This is a genomic window from Pantoea sp. SGAir0183, assembly GCF_043545505.1.
In genome coordinates, this window is sequence record NZ_CP028056.1 from 1 (window position 1) to 14618 (window position 14618).

A 14618-nucleotide genomic window follows, 5' to 3' on the forward strand; every position below is an offset into this window, starting at 1 on the left:
CGATGGGCTCCGGCGGGTTCTTTGTGTCCAGCGATCGTTTTATTGAAGAACATGCGGGCGAGAAGCATTACAACGCTGCTGAACAAAAGCAGAAGATCTCCGTCTACGGCCAGGAATCTAACCCGACCACCTGGCGTCTGGCAGCCATGAACATGGCGATCCGGGGCATCGACTTTAACTTCGGCACCAAAAATGCCGACACTTTACTCGACGATCAGCACCCGGATCTGCGTGCCGACTTTGTAATGGCTAACCCGCCGTTCAACATGAAGGAGTGGTGGAACGCGAAGCTGGAAAACGACGTGCGCTGGAAGTACGGCACGCCGCCGCAGGGCAACGCCAACTTCGCGTGGATGCAGCACATGATCCACCACCTGGCACCGAAAGGCTCGATGGCGCTGCTGCTGGCTAACGGCTCGATGAGTTCCAATACTAATAACGAAGGTGAAATCCGCCGTAACCTGATCGAAGCCGATCTGGTGGAGTGCATGGTGGCGCTACCGGGTCAGCTCTTTACCAACACCCAAATCCCGGCCTGTATCTGGTTCCTGACCAAAGACAAATCTGGCGGTAACGGCAAAGCGCACCGTAAAGGTGAAGTCCTGTTCATTGATGCCCGTAAGATTGGCTTTATGAAAGACCGCGTGCTGCGTGATTTCACCCGCGAGGATATCGCGAATATTGCTGACACCTTCCATAAATGGCAGGCGGATAAAGACTACGAAGACGAAGCCGGATTCTGCTTTTCGGCAACGCTGGAAGACATTCAGAAAAATGACTTTGTGCTGACCCCAGGACGCTACGTCGGTGCTGCCGAGCAGGATGAAGACGATGAATCCTTTGCTGAGAAGATGGCGCGACTGACGGCACAGCTGAAAGAACAGCTGGAAGAGAGTGCGAAGCTGGAAGCGCAGATTAAGGCGAATCTGGGGGGCTGGGTTATGGGTTTTGAGTGGATTAATATTACATTAGGGGATTTTTTAAACCTTAAACGTGGTTACGATTTGCCAAAAGCAAAACGTAAAGATGGTGATGTTCCTATCATTTCGTCCTCTGGCTACTCTGGTGTTCATGATATATCAATGGCCAAAGGACCTGGGGTGGTGACTGGTCGATATGGTACGATTGGTGAGGTTTTTTATATTCCTAAGGATTTTTGGCCACTAAACACAACACTTTATGTCGAGGATTTTAAAGGGAACTCACCACTTTTTTCTTATTATTTACTACAGACAATTGATTTTCACGCTTACAGTGATAAAGCTGCTGTTCCTGGCATCAATAGAAATCATGTCCATATGGCAAATGTTAGAGTGCCTAATACTATTGTTGCTCAGGAAAAAATTGCATCAATCTTAAAAAGCCTTGAAGATAAAATAACTTCCAATAAAAAAATCAACCAAACCCTAGAGCAAATGGCGCAAGCCCTGTTCAAAAGCTGGTTTGTCGATTTTGAACCGGTAAAAGCCAAAATGGCAGTGCTGGAAGCGGGTGGTTCGCAGGAAGACGCTACGCTTGCGGCTATGGCAGCAATTTCCGGGAAAGGCACTGATGCGTTGGCGGTTTTTGAGCGTGAACAACCTGAACAATATGCCGAATTAAAAGCCACGGCAGAGCTGTTTCCTTCTGAGATGCAGGATAGTGAGTTGGGGGAGATTCCGGAAGGTTGGGAACTATCGTCGTTATCAGAAAAAATTAAATTAATTGGGGAGGGACACCTAAACGTTCAGAGCCAGAATTTTGGAATGGCGACATTTGTTGGTACTCAGTGAAGGATGCTCCTGCAGATAGTGATGTTTTCGTTATTAAAACCACAGAGAAGATAACGAAAAAAGGGCTGGATAAAAGCTCGGCAAAATTACTTCCTATTGGCACAACAATAATTTCTGCAAGAGGGACTGTAGGGAAATTAGCGTTAACGGCCATTGAAATGACAATGAACCAATCCTGTTATGCAATATCTGGTGGTGAGTTTTCTGGCCCGCTGCTGACCTATTTGAAAGTTAAACAGTGTGTGGATGTACTAAAACGAAATACCCACGGTGCAGTGTTTGATACCATTACAAAATCTACTTTTGATACCGTAGTTACACTCACAGCTTCTAAAATCGTAAATCACCGATTTGAGAAAATCGTTACCCCTTTGTTCAGTGATATTGAAAATAATCTAAGAACAAATGCCAGCTTAACCCAACTCCGCGACACCCTTCTCCCTAAACTCCTCTCGGGCGAAATCACTCTGCCGGAAGCCGAGCAGGCGGTCAGCGAGGCGGAAAATGTATAAAGTCGATAAGCCCACCAACAGCCTGCACTCTTTGCAGGAAGTGTCGTTCAGCAGCCTCGGCTTTCGCGAGCGCGACCATCTGCAGGAGTGGCTGGCGAAGAATCCCCAAGCGCTGACCCGCGATAACGACGACGAACTGCTGATTATCCAGAAAGAGTTCGCCAGTTTTGACGACACCAAAGAACGCCTCGATCTGCTGGCACTCGATAAAAAAGGCAATCTGGTGATCATCGAGAACAAGCTTGATGACTCCGGGCGCGACGTGGTCTGGCAGGCGCTGAAATACGCAGGCTACTGTGCCAATTTGCGTCAGGAAAGCGTGGTTGAGATCTTCCAGCTCTATCTGGATCAGCACGAGCCCAACGAGAACCGCCAGGCGGCGGACGTCATCGCCGAATTTATGGGTTGGGAAAGCCTCAAAGAAGGGGTGCTCAACCGTAAAGGCACCCAGCGGGTTATCATGGTTGCGGCCAATTTCCGCAAAGAGGTCACCAATACCGCGCTGTGGCTGATGCAGTTTGGTATCCGGGTTCAGTGCTTTAAAGTCACGCCTTATCGTTTCGGTGAAGACGTGTTCGTTGATATCCGCCAGGTGATCCCGACGCCGGAAGCGGAGTCGTACATGATCGGTATGGCGCAAAAAGAGGCGGAAGAACAGTCCACCTCCAGCAGTAGCGAACTGCAGCAACGCCATTATCTGCGCCGCGAGTTCTGGACGATGACGCTGGAAAAATTCCGTGCCAGTCCCTGTTCACTGTTTAACAACCGCGCTCCCTCAACCGATCACTGGCTGGCTGCCGGATCGGGTGTCAGCGGCGTGCCGTTTGAGCTGATCTTTTCCCAGAAAGATGCTCGCGTGCAGCTCAATATTTCGCGTGGGGATGCGCTGGAAAACACCTGGTTATTTGAGCGCCTGCAGGAACGTAAAGCGCAAATTGAATCGCTGTTTGGCGAGCCGCTCGACTGGCGACTACTGCCGGAGCGAAAAAGCTGCCAGATCGTCTGTTCAAAGGCGTTTGACGGCGGCAATAAAGAGATCTGGCCTGCCATTATCGACTGGATGATGGATAGCATGAACCGTCTGGAAAAAGCGATTCGCCCGAGCCTGCTGGAGCTGGCGATGGAACTGAAACAGAGCGGGATGATTACCGAGGGAGAGGAAGAGTAATGCTGAGCGAAGACGATTTAGAACAGCAATGCCTGAAATGGTTTGCTGAACAGGACTGGGAAGTGCTGCACGGGCCCGATATCGCGCCGGATGGCAACAACCCGCTGCGTGCTTCATTTCATGATGTGTTTCTGCGCCCGGTGATGCTGGAACAGCTACAAACCATCAATCCTCATCTTCCTGTTGCCGTGCTCGAAGAGGTGATACTGCGTATCGCCCATGCGCAAAGCCCGGATCTGGTCGTCAGCAACAAAGCATTTCACCATTTGTTTCTCGACGGTGTGCCCGTTGAGTACAAGCGTGAAGAGAAAGTCGTTCACGATAAAGCGCTGCTGATAGATTTTAACCATCCAGCCAATAACCGCTTTATGGTGGTGAACCAGGTTGCCATTCAGGGCACAAAGCAGGTGCGGCGCCCGGATGTGATTGGCTATATCAACGGCCTGCCAGTTGCGGTGATTGAATTGAAAAGCCCGATTGATGTTAATGCCGATATCTGGGCTGCGTTTAATCAGTTGCAGACCTATAAAAACGAACTCAGCGATCTGTTTATCTGCAACGAAGCGCTGGTGGTGAGCGACGGGCAGAATGCGCGTATCGGCTCGCTGACCGCTGATGAAGAGCGTTTTCTGCCGTGGAAAACGGTGGCTAACGAAGATGATAAACCACAGTTTGACTGGCAGTTAAAAACCGTCGTTCAGGGCTTTTTTAACCGGGAACTTTTGCTCGACTATATTCGTTACTTTATTTTGTTCGAGAATGACGGCAAAAGACTCATCAAGAAAATAGCCGCCTATCATCAGTTTCACGCGGTGCGCGAAGCCGTCGCGGCCACGATTGTGGCCTCTACCGGTAAACACTTGCCGCTGCGCAGTAACATTACCCCCGGCAGTAAAAAAGCGGGTGTTGTGTGGCACACCCAGGGCTCCGGCAAAAGTATCTCTATGTGCTGCTACGCCGGAAAACTGCTGCAACAGGCGGAGATGAACAACCCGACCATTGTGGTGGTGACGGATCGTAACGATCTCGATGGGCAGTTATACGCCACCTTCTGCCAGGCACAGGATTTATTAAAGCAGACACCATTGCAGGCCAACGATCGCGATGAATTGCGCGAGCTGCTTAATGCTCGTGAATCAGGCGGCATCATCTTTACCACCGTGCAGAAGTTTGCGCCGCTGGATGGTGAGCAGAGTCATCCGGCGCTCAACTTGCGCGGCAACATCGTGGTGATTTCCGATGAAGCACACCGCAGCCAGTATGGCCTGAGTGCCACGCTGGACCGCGAAACGGGCATCTATAAATACGGCTACGCCAAACACATGCGCGACGCGCTGCCGAATGCCTCGTTTATGGGGTTTACTGGTACGCCGATTGCGTCTGAAGATAAAGATACCCGCGCCGTGTTCGGTGATTACGTCTCTATCTACGACATTCAGGATGCAGTCGATGATGGCGCCACGGTGCCGATTTATTACGAATCCCGGCTGGCAAAACTCGACCTGAACCATGAGGAGCTGGAAACGCTCTCCGATCAGGTGGATGAACTGGTGGAAGATGAAGAGACAGGGCAGCAAGAGAAAACGAAAGGTGACTGGAGCCGTCTGGAAAAGCTGGTAGGTTCAGAGCCTCGCATCAAGCAGGTCGCCGCCGATCTGGTTCAGCACTTTGAAACGCGCAATGCGGCCATGAACGGTAAAGCGATGATTGTCGCCATGAGCCGTGATATTTGCGTCAAACTTTATGATGCCATTGTGGCGATCCGCCCGGACTGGCACAGCACTGATGTCGAACAAGGTGCTATCAAAGTCATCATGACGGGCTCGGCATCCGATAAAGACCATCTTCAGCCGCACATATATAACAAGCAGACTAAAAAGCGGCTCGAAGCCCGTTTTAAGGATTTGAACGATCCGCTGAAGCTGGTGATTGTCCGCGATATGTGGCTAACCGGTTTTGATGCGCCCTGCTGCCACACCATGTACATCGACAAACCGATGCGCGGCCATAACCTGATGCAGGCCATTGCGCGTGTTAACCGCGTATTCCGCGATAAGCCCGGCGGGCTGGTGGTGGATTACATCGGCATTGCCAACGAGCTGAAGCAGGCTCTGAAAACATATACTGATTCGAAAGGGAAAGGGCAGACCACGGTGGATGCGCGGGAAGCCTTTGCCATTCTGTTGGAAAAAATCGATGTTATTCACGGGATGTTTGCGCCGTCAGCAGGAAAACCCGGCTTTAGCTACGAGGGCTTTTCTCGCGATCCATTAGCGTTTTTACGCGATGCCGTTAACTACATTCTGGAGCTGGATGACGGTAAAAAACGCTACCTTGATGTCTCACTGGCAATGACTAAAGCGTGGTCGCTTTGTAATACGCTGGATGAAGCGAAACCACTGCAAGAAGAGTTCGCCTTTCTTTCTGCAATCCGTGTCGCGCTTCTAAAACTGAATCCGGCAGCAAAGTTTAGCCAGTCAGAGAAAAACTCCCTCTTGAGCAAGATCCTCGATAACGCCGTTGTCGCTACAGGCGTTGAAGATGTTTTTGCTCTGGCCGGGTTGGACAAGCCAAACATAGGGTTGCTGTCCGATGAGTTCCTGGAAGAGGTGCGGGAAATGCCGCAACGTAATCTGGCGGTAGAGTTGCTGGAAAAACTGCTCAATGACGGCATTCATGCTCGCTCCGGTAATAACGTGGTGCAGCAGAAGAAATATTCTGACCGCCTGAAAGCCGTGCTGCTCAAATACAATAACCGGGCGATCGAAACTGCACAGGTGATTGAAGAGCTGATCCAGATGGCGAAGGCGTTCCAGGAAGCAATGGCGCGCGATGACGCATTGGGGCTGAACCCGGATGAAATTGCTTTCTACGATGCGTTAGCTGAAAACGAAAGTGCCGTGCGTGAGCTGGGAGATGACATCCTTAAAAAGCTAGCGATTGAAGTGACAGCTCAATTACGAAAATCCACAACTGTTGACTGGCAGGTCCGTGAAAGCGTGCGTGCAAGACTGCGTGTTCTAGTACGCCAAACGCTACGTAAATATAAGTATCCACCGGATAAAACGCCTTACACAGTTGAATTGATACTTAAGCAAGCTGAAGTCGTTTCGAATAGCTGGACAGTCTGAGAGAATGCAGCAAAGCTCAATAACCGAAACACTATGAACTTACTGGAAACAGAAATGATCAAAATAGGTTTCTGGATCGTCTTTCGTTGGAGCTAGATCATGAGCATCTATCGTGTAAAAACAAAGCAAAACTTAAAAAGTAATTTAAAATCAAATCGTTAATCATCTAAAAAGTTAATGTAGCGGTATTGACACCGAAGATGCTTTAATAGGTTCTATGCAAAAAGTCAACCATGAGCACATTATGACTAACAATGATATCGTACAAAAACTCTGGAACCTTTGTGATGTCTTACGTGACGATGGTATTAGTTACAGTGATTATGTGACTGAATTAGTGTTTCTACTATTCATAAAAATGGCTCATGAGAATACTGCAGCCGGCATCATCAAGGAACACCCACTCCCAGCAGGTTGTCGCTGGGAGGATATCGCTGGTAAATCGGGAATAATCCTGCTAAATGATTACAAGCGAATTCTACGATGCTTATCTACAGTGACCTGCCCCCAGTATTAGATACAACCATCAGTTAGTAATGTCGGTTTGTTTACCTTCACATTTTCCATTCCGCCATCGTGCTGCAAACTCTGATGGCGTCTGATAATTTAGTGCTGAATGTGGACGACACTCGTTATAATCCTGCCGCCAGTCATTAATGACTTTCCTGGCGTGAACGATATCGCTGAACCAGTGCTCATTCAGACATTCATCGCGAAAGCGTCCGTTAAAGCTCTCAATAAATCCGTTCTGCGTTGGCTTGCCCGGCTGGATTAAGCGCAACTCAACACCATGCTCAAAAGCCCATTGATCCAGTGCGCGGCAGGTGAACTCCGGCCCCTGGTCAGTTCTTATCGTCGCCGGATAGCCTCGAAACAGCGCAATGCTGTCCAGAATGTGTGTCACCTGCACGCCTGAAATCCCAAAGGCAACAGTGACCGTCAGGCATTCCTTCGTGAAGTCGTCCACACAGGTCAGGCACTTGAGCCTGCGACCGGTGGCGAGCGCGTCCATGACAAAATCCATCGACCAGGTCAGGTTGGGCGCCGCCGGGCGGAGCAGCGGCAGACGTTCTGTTGCCAGCCCTTTACGACGCCGTCTGCGTTTTACGCCCAGCCCTCTCAGATGATAAAGGCGGTACACGCGCTTGTGATTAACATGAAGGCCTTCACGGCGCAGTAACTGCCAGATGCGGCGGTAGCCAAAACGCCTGCGCTCCAGTGCCAGCTCAGTGATGCGCTCTGATAAATGCGCATCAGCCGCCGGACGCAGAGCCTCGTAGCGGCAGGTCGACAGGGACAAACCTGTCAGCCTGCAGGCACGACGTTGCGACAGACCGGTCACATCACACATCAACATCACGGCTTGCCGCTTCTGGTCTGTCGTCAGTACTTTCGCCCCAGAGCCACCTGAAGCGCCTCCTTATCCAGCATGGCTTCGGCAAGCAGCTTCTTGAGCCTGGCGTTCTCTTCCTCAAGCGACTTCAGCCGCTTAACCTCGGGCACCTCCATACCGCCATACTTCTTACGCCAGGTGTAAAAGGTGGCATCGGAAATGGCGTGCTTGCGGCAGAGTTCACGGGCAGAAACCCCGGCTTCAGCTTCGCGGAGGATACTGATGATCTGTTCGTCGGAAAAACGCTTCTTCATGGGGATGTCCTCATGTGGCTTATGAAGACATTACTAACATCGCGGTGTGTTAATCAACGGGGAGCAGGTCACACATTGCCGTATCGAAATCGATCTCAGACCAGCGGGCAAAGCGCAATTCACTGGAACGAATGAAGATTAACAAGGTTAGCTCAACAGCCAAGCGGGTCAAAGGGCGCCCCGTGTAACCGTCAATTCGGTGGAGCAGTTCAGGTAGGCGTTTCAGCTCAAGTGCAGGGCGATGGACACGGTTAGTGGAAGCTACTGCGCCAGCCATTTCTTGGGCTGGGTTGTAATCAATCAAGCCACTTTGGACGGCATACCGCATGATGGCGGTTGTTCGTTGCTGAAGACGCGAAGCAATTTCAAGGCGGCCTGTTGCTTCTGTAGTGGTCAACAAAAACTGGCCACCACTTTAGAGTTTTTCCAGTATCGACTTTCTGATTCGTTTGGTGGCAATCCACCGTTATATTCATGCGGCCTGAACGTGCTGTAATAACCCACGATGTAATCTGTGATCGCATGAGAGGCCTCACTGAAGTTCATGTATCCCGTCACTGAAACCCACTCATTTTTCAGGCTTCGGAAGAACCGCTCCATTGGGCTGTTATCCCAGCAGTTCCCGCGCCGACTCATGCTTTGCCTGATCCGGTATCTCCACAGTAACTGCCGGAACTGCCTGCTCGTATAATGACTGCCTTGATCGCTGTGGAACATCACACCTTCTGGCTTGCCGCGAGTTTCCCACGCTATTTTCAGCGCTTTGATAGTTAGCCTGCTGTCCGGAGAGAACGACATTGCCCAACCCACCGGTTTTCTCGCGAACAGGTCGAGAACAACGGCAAGGTATGCCCAACGTGTTCCGGCCCAGATATAAGTCACGTCGCCGCACCACACCTGATTAGGCGCTGTCACTGCAAACTGCCGCTCAAGATGATTCGGGATGGCGATGTGTTCATGGCCACAGCGCTTATAACGATGAGTCGGTTGTTGACAACTCACAAGTCCCAGTTCTCTCATGAGCGTGCCAGCAAGCCATCGCCCCATCGGCAAGCCTCTCTGCGTTGCCATGGCCGCGATGCTTCTTGCGCCAGCAGAACCATGACTGATGTTATGCAGTTCCAGAACCTTGCTGCGTAATACAGCCCGTCTGCCGTCTGGCTTTTCAGGACGGTTTTTCCAGTATTTGTAGCTGCTGCGATGAACCCCAAACACGTGGCAGAGTGTGGCCACAGGATAATGCGCTCTGAGGTTTCCGATTAACGAGAACTGTTCAGGGAGTCTGACATCAAGAGCGCGGTAGCCTTTTTTAATATTTCATTTTCCATTTCAACACGTTGCAGTTTTTTCTTCAGTTCACGTATTTCGATTTGTTCCGGGGTAATCGGGGAAGCTTTTGGCGTATTGCCCCGGCGTTCATCACGCAACTGTTTTACCCATCGGGTCATTGTGGAGAGACCTACATCCATAGCACTGGCCGCATCAGCAACAGTGTAGTTTTGATCAACAACGAGTTGAGCGGATTCGCGTTTAAATTCTGCGCTGAAAATTCTTTTTTTCATTAAGGCACCTGTCATGTTCTGAGATGAGCATATCACCTCTGTTCAGGTGGCCAAATTTAGTAAACCACTACATTCTACAACTTTAATGGGTGCAAGCAGGTCGCGAGTCTTTAGCTCTTCAATACTACGCTTGCCAATCGCGGCGAATAGATTGTCTTCCAAACTCTTCAATACCCTCCGACTGTGATCCTCTGACCATTTCTTGTTAGTTGCATGCCAAGCTCTGGCAACTGACTCAAAGGTGATAGCTTCTTTCGTCTGTTCTTCTTTCACAGCACGTTTGTATTCGCGAGGATCGATTCCAGCAGCAACAAGCTTTCTGGCCTCTTCCCTTTTTTGACGAGCATCAGCCAGTGACGTTTCAGGGTAAACCCCAAACGCCATCAGGTGCTGCTTACCCCCAAAGCGAAAACGGAACCGCCAATATTTTGAGCCGTTAGGGTGAATAAGCAAAAACATGCCATCCCCATCGACAAGGGTGTACTCCTTTTCCTGCGGTTTTGCAGAACGCACTTTAGTATCTGTCAGAGCCATAAAAGTTCTCCTTCCATGTGCCGCTGTGAGTATACAACCATTATCGAACCAGCATATATACTCGGTTCTATACTCACAAGCGACTTGATGTGGGTTGACTCAGATTGACTTCTATTGAAAGGAAAATCGCGGAAAGCCTTGTGTGGCGCGGATTTCAGGCACAAAAAAAGACGTCCGTTGACGTCTATTGATGTTCCGATGGTGCCGAAGGCCGGACTCGAACCGGCACATCTTTCGATGGTTGATTTTGAATCAACTGCGTCTACCGATTTCGCCACTTCGGCACTGAAGAGGATGCGGAAAACGTTGGCGATTATACCGTTACGTGCCCGGCGCGCAACTCTATTCCGCTGTGATGTGCGCTAAGCGGCGAAAAAACACACGGAACCCGGTAAACCGGCCCTGCGCCGCCCCCAGAATCCTCCCAAACCGCCTTCCCCTCACCTTTCCGTCGGAACTTTCTCATCCGCACCGCCTCTTAGCAACATGAAGCACAAAACCCAACCGAGGTCGAAATGAAAAAGCGCCATATCGCCTGCGCCCTGGCAGCCCTGCTGCTGGCGGGCAATGCGTCAGCCGCAAGCTGGCAGGATCAACTGAGCAGTGCCGCCAACCAGCTCAGCCAGCAAAACAACGGTACAGCAGGTCAGCAGAACGGCGGGCTGTCGATGTCCTCCATTACCAGCCTGCTGAACAGCAACGACAAAGCCATGAGCGCCAACAGTATGACCAATGCCGCCGGCGTGATGCAGTACTGCGTGGAGCACAACGTGGTGAAAAACAACGTGCAGTCGGTAAAAGACCAGGTGCTGAGCAAACTGGGCCTGAACACCACGGCGGCACAGGCGCAGAAACCGGATTACACCCAGGGCGTAGCCGGGCTGCTGAACACCGGCAATGGCCAGCAACTGAACCTGCAAAGCCTCAGCAACTCGCCGATGGGCGAGAAGCTCAAAACCAAAGCCTGCGATGTGGTGCTGAAGCAGGGTAAAAACTTTATCTCCTGACCGTCGCCTGCCAGCCCCGCGCTGGCAGGTTTTTCGCCCTTCTCTTCCGCCTGTTTACCGCCTGTCAGTCCCACGCCCGCTGTCTGTATCATCTTGTATCGCAACACGTTAAGTCATAAGTTTTCCTTCCTAATGCGTTGAGCGTTATAGTGATGTTTTGGATTTGAACAGGACGGCACGCATGAAAGGTATCAACATCGCAATTTACTTTGATCCAGACCTGATCACAGCCTGCGTAAATGCGTCAGAAGGGAGCTATGTAAACAAAAAGTTCGAGTACGACGACGGCGTGATCGAAGAGATCTACCAGTGGCTCGAAGAGTACGATCCCAACCGCACGCATATCTGCCTGATTGAAAACGAAAGCGCTGAGCTGCTGGCCGACGAACTGGTGGATAACGGTTATCACGTCCATCAGGTCACCATCCACCAGCTGCTGACCTGGTTCGCCGCCGAACCACCTAAGTCCCCGGATGGCACGCCGATGCGCCTGATGCTGCGCTACATGGCCGAAGAGCATCCGCGCGAATATGAATCCCGCACGCCTCAAACTGAAGCGTTGATGGAAATGTTCGATGAGCTGGATGCGCTGGAGATGGTGGAAGACAATGAAGACGAAGACAACCTGCCCGCCGACCTGCTGCGCAGCATGAAGAAGCACAAAATCAGCGCCAGCGATGCGGCACAGCGCCTGATCCCGGACGTGAACGAACGCATCCGCGAGCACCTGATGCAGTACCCGGAGCTGATGACGCCGGAAATCCTGCAAGACTTCTTCCCGGAGCTGCTGGAAGCGCTGGAACGGCCTAAACACTAAGCGGAATAAGGCATGCTGGAGTTAATCAAAGCTGTCGGGTTGGGACTGGTGGTAATCCTGCCGCTCGCCAACCCGCTCACCACTGTGGCGCTGTTTTTGGGCCTGGCCGGTGAGATGAATTTTCGTGAGCGCAACCGTCAGGCCCTGCAGGCGAGCATCTATGTGTTCGCTATCATGATGGTGGCCTGGTACGCGGGCAGCGCGGTGCTGCACACGTTCGGCATCTCCATTCCGGGGCTGCGCATCGCGGGCGGACTGATCGTGGCATTTATAGGTTTTCGGATGCTGTTTCCGGCGAAGCCGGTGGGCCATTCGGTCGAAGCCAAACACAAGCACGATGAGCTGGAAACCGCGCAGGAGCCGGTGAACATCGCCTTTGTGCCGCTGGCGATGCCCAGCACCGCCGGGCCGGGGACGATAGCGATGATCATCTCCTCGGCGTCTACCGTGCGCAGCGGGGTGGATTTTCCGGCCTGGGTCATTAACGTCGCGCCGGTGCTGACGTTCCTGGTGGTGAGCGTGATTTTATGGATTTCCCTGCGCAGTTCAGGGGCGATCATGCGCCTGGTGGGCAAAGGCGGCATCGAGGCGATCTCGCGTCTGATGGGCTTTCTGCTGGTGTGCATGGGCGTGCAGTTCATTATTAACGGCGTGCTGGAAGTGATTCACACCTTCCACTGACGATCTGAGCCGCCCTTAACGGGCGGCTTATCAGCTAAGACGAAACTGGCAAAGCTCAGAACAAACCGGCATTTTGACCTGCTCTGGCGCGGGTTACAGTAGGGTTATCAATCATTAAGGATAACCGCCATGCGCAAACCGCTGCTCCTGCTTACCGCCCTTGCTCTCTCCTCAGCCGCCCAAGCGGCAACGCCGAAAGATACGTTCGTGGTCGCCGTGCCGCTGGACGGCATTATCAGCTTTGACCCGGCGGAAAGCTTTGAAACCGTCAGCAACAGCAGCCTGCGCAACATCTACCAGACGTTACTGGAGCCGGACCATCAGGATCCGCAGAAGCTGTCCCCGCTGGCGGCGCTGCGCTGGCAGCCGGGTAAAACCCCAAACAGTCTGGTGTTTGACCTGAATCCGCAGGCGCGTTTTGCCAGCGGTAACCCGTTGACGGCGAAGGACGTGGTGTTCTCCTTTACCCGCGCGGTGAAGCTGAACAAAGCGCCCTCATTTATCCTGAGTGAATTTGGCTGGACACCGGAGAACATCGACCAGCAGTTCACCGTCATCAACGATCATCAGCTGGAACTGCGCTGGCCGGCACAAATCGGGCAGGATCTGGCCCTGCGCCTGTTGACCGCGCCGGTCTCCTCCATTGTCGACAGCAAGCTGGCGCAGTCGCATGCCGCCAGTAATGACTACGGCAACAGCTGGCTGAAAACCCACTCGGCGGGCAGCGCGGCCTATGCGATCAAACAGTTCGTGCCCCTGCAGGCGCTGGTGCTGGAGGTCAATCCCAACAGCACCCAGAAAGCGCACCTGAAACGGGTGCTGCTGAAAGGCGTGGCCGATCCGGGCACCCGTCGGCTGTTGATCCAGCAGGGCGATGTGGATGCGGCCTACCAGTTGGGGCCGGATCAGCTGGCCTCGCTGAAAAGCGATCCTGACGTGCACATCGCGGCCTTTCCCTCCAGCCTGATCTACTACCTGGGCTTTAACACCAAAAGCACGCAGCAGCCTGCGCTGGGTAATCCGGCCTTATGGCAGGCAGCGCGCTGGCTGGTGGACTACGACAGCCTGGCGAATCAGCTGCTGAAGGGGCAATATCGTGTGCACCAGAGCTTCCTGCCGCAGGGCTTTGACGGCGCGCTGGAGACCAAACCGTTCCACTACGATGTCGAGAAGGCCAAAGCGATTTTAGCCAAAGGCGGCATTAAGCCCGGCGCGCATATCGCGCTGTCGGTGGTGAATCAGCCGCCGTATATCGATATTGCCCAGGCGCTGCAGTCGAGCTTTGCCAAGGCGGACGTGAATCTGGATATCCAGCCGGTGGCGGAATCCGAGCTGTGGAGCAAGATGCGCAGCCGTCAGTTCGAATCCATCTTCACCTACTGGGGCGCGGACTATATCGACCCGAACACTAACGCCAGTACCTTCGCCTATAACGTGCCAAACGGCAGCAAAACGCTGGCCTGGCGCGTGGGCTGGGATATTCCAGAGCTGAGCGCCCTGACCCGCAAAGCCGCCGGAGAAAGCGATGCCGCGAAGCGCCGGGCCGATTACGTCTCGCTGCAACAGCAGCTTCAGCAGAACTCGCCTTACGTGGTGATGCTGCAGGGCGAGGTACAGGTCGCGCTGCGCAAGAACGTAACGCATGCGCAACAGGGCATTGGCGTGACGCTGCTGAATTTTGAAGAGGTGCAAAAGTAAATTTCCGGGCGGCAGCACGCAAACTTTACTGACGGCTGCCGCTCCGCTGGCTATGCTTGACGCATGACTGACTATTTGTGAGTACTGCG

At 52.5% G+C, this 14618-nt stretch carries 10 protein-coding genes, 1 tRNA gene and 4 pseudogenes; 10 read left to right on the plus strand and 5 right to left on the minus strand.

The window, feature by feature from the left end:
• The 6 genes and pseudogenes from C1N59_RS20515 to C1N59_RS20540 all read left to right on the plus strand — a co-directional run.
• Positions 1 to 956 (plus strand): annotated as a pseudogene (locus tag C1N59_RS20515) (N-6 DNA methylase); the annotation flags it as partial.
• Entirely contained in the window at positions 942 to 1772 is an 831-nt protein-coding gene (locus C1N59_RS20520) for a restriction endonuclease subunit S (protein WP_394551022.1), read from the plus strand. The pseudogene C1N59_RS20515 and the gene C1N59_RS20520, both read left to right, overlap by 15 nt.
• Entirely contained in the window at positions 1769 to 2284 is a 516-nt protein-coding gene (locus tag C1N59_RS20525; RefSeq protein WP_394551007.1) for a restriction endonuclease subunit S, read from the plus strand. The genes C1N59_RS20520 and C1N59_RS20525 overlap by 4 nt, the downstream gene beginning before the upstream one ends.
• Positions 2277 to 3452 carry a DUF4268 domain-containing protein gene (locus tag C1N59_RS20530; protein ID WP_394551009.1) on the plus strand — a complete coding sequence of 392 codons (1176 nt, stop codon included), beginning with the start codon at positions 2277 to 2279 and terminating at the stop codon, positions 3450 to 3452. Before C1N59_RS20525 ends, C1N59_RS20530 begins: the two co-directional genes overlap by 8 nt.
• Positions 3452 to 6583, plus strand: coding sequence for a type I restriction endonuclease subunit R (locus C1N59_RS20535; protein WP_394551011.1), 3132 nt, complete (start codon positions 3452 to 3454; stop codon positions 6581 to 6583). The genes C1N59_RS20530 and C1N59_RS20535 overlap by 1 nt, the downstream gene beginning before the upstream one ends.
• Positions 6584 to 6827: 244 nt before the next feature.
• Positions 6828 to 7079, plus strand: a pseudogene (locus C1N59_RS20540) (type I restriction-modification system subunit M N-terminal domain-containing protein); the annotation flags it as partial.
• Positions 7080 to 7109: 30 nt separating this feature from the next.
• Here the strand turns inward: C1N59_RS20540 and C1N59_RS20545 are convergent.
• From C1N59_RS20545 to C1N59_RS20565, 5 genes and pseudogenes are all read right to left on the minus strand, one after another.
• Positions 7110 to 8230 (minus strand): IS3 family transposase gene (locus tag C1N59_RS20545; RefSeq protein WP_394551013.1). Its coding sequence is split into 2 segments (ribosomal slippage): positions 7110 to 7972 and positions 7972 to 8230, totalling 1122 coding nucleotides; the frame shifts between segments, so codons are not numbered across the junction.
• A 58-nt stretch (positions 8231 to 8288) separates the two neighbouring features.
• A pseudogene (locus C1N59_RS20550) lies at positions 8289 to 8615 on the minus strand (tyrosine-type recombinase/integrase); the annotation flags it as partial.
• A gap of 8 nt (positions 8616 to 8623) precedes the next feature.
• Positions 8624 to 9792 (minus strand): IS3 family transposase gene (locus tag C1N59_RS20555; protein ID WP_394551015.1). Its coding sequence is split into 2 segments (ribosomal slippage): positions 8624 to 9543 and positions 9543 to 9792, totalling 1170 coding nucleotides; the frame shifts between segments, so codons are not numbered across the junction.
• A gap of 45 nt (positions 9793 to 9837) precedes the next feature.
• Positions 9838 to 10326: pseudogene (locus tag C1N59_RS20560) on the minus strand (tyrosine-type recombinase/integrase); the annotation flags it as partial.
• 199 nt (positions 10327 to 10525) lie between these two features.
• A tRNA-Leu gene (locus C1N59_RS20565) sits at positions 10526 to 10610 on the minus strand.
• Positions 10611 to 10841: 231 nt separating this feature from the next.
• Between C1N59_RS20565 and C1N59_RS20570 the strand changes: the two genes are divergently transcribed.
• The 4 genes from C1N59_RS20570 (at position 10842) to C1N59_RS20585 (ending at position 14529) form a co-directional block, all read left to right on the plus strand.
• Entirely contained in the window at positions 10842 to 11333 is a 492-nt protein-coding gene (locus C1N59_RS20570) for a DUF2501 domain-containing protein (RefSeq protein WP_394551017.1), read from the plus strand.
• A 181-nt stretch (positions 11334 to 11514) separates the two neighbouring features.
• The gene (locus C1N59_RS20575) at positions 11515 to 12150 is read left to right on the plus strand and encodes a hypothetical protein (RefSeq protein ID WP_006121820.1); all 636 of its coding nucleotides are present in this window, start codon (positions 11515 to 11517) and stop codon (positions 12148 to 12150) included.
• Positions 12151 to 12162: 12 nt separating this feature from the next.
• Complete coding sequence (locus C1N59_RS20580) at positions 12163 to 12831, plus strand: MarC family NAAT transporter (RefSeq protein ID WP_054634575.1); 669 nt, start codon at positions 12163 to 12165, stop codon at positions 12829 to 12831.
• A 129-nt stretch (positions 12832 to 12960) separates the two neighbouring features.
• Positions 12961 to 14529, plus strand: coding sequence for an ABC transporter substrate-binding protein (locus C1N59_RS20585; RefSeq protein WP_394551020.1), 1569 nt, complete (start codon positions 12961 to 12963; stop codon positions 14527 to 14529).
• The last annotated feature ends 89 nt before the right edge of the window (positions 14530 to 14618 follow it).

What these genes read in the sequence shown, in the direction of transcription:
- C1N59_RS20520 (WP_394551022.1), top strand. Translation starts at nt 942, where the DNA reads ATGGGTTTTGAGTGGATTAATATTACATTAGGGGATTTTTTAAACCTT.
- C1N59_RS20530 (WP_394551009.1), top strand. Translation starts at nt 2,277, where the DNA reads ATGTATAAAGTCGATAAGCCCACCAACAGCCTGCACTCTTTGCAGGAA.
- C1N59_RS20535 (WP_394551011.1), top strand. Translation starts at nt 3,452, where the DNA reads ATGCTGAGCGAAGACGATTTAGAACAGCAATGCCTGAAATGGTTTGCT.
- C1N59_RS20570 (WP_394551017.1), top strand. Translation starts at nt 10,842, where the DNA reads ATGAAAAAGCGCCATATCGCCTGCGCCCTGGCAGCCCTGCTGCTGGCG.
- C1N59_RS20575 (WP_006121820.1), top strand. Translation starts at nt 11,515, where the DNA reads ATGAAAGGTATCAACATCGCAATTTACTTTGATCCAGACCTGATCACA.
- C1N59_RS20580 (WP_054634575.1), top strand. Translation starts at nt 12,163, where the DNA reads ATGCTGGAGTTAATCAAAGCTGTCGGGTTGGGACTGGTGGTAATCCTG.
- C1N59_RS20585 (WP_394551020.1), top strand. Translation starts at nt 12,961, where the DNA reads ATGCGCAAACCGCTGCTCCTGCTTACCGCCCTTGCTCTCTCCTCAGCC.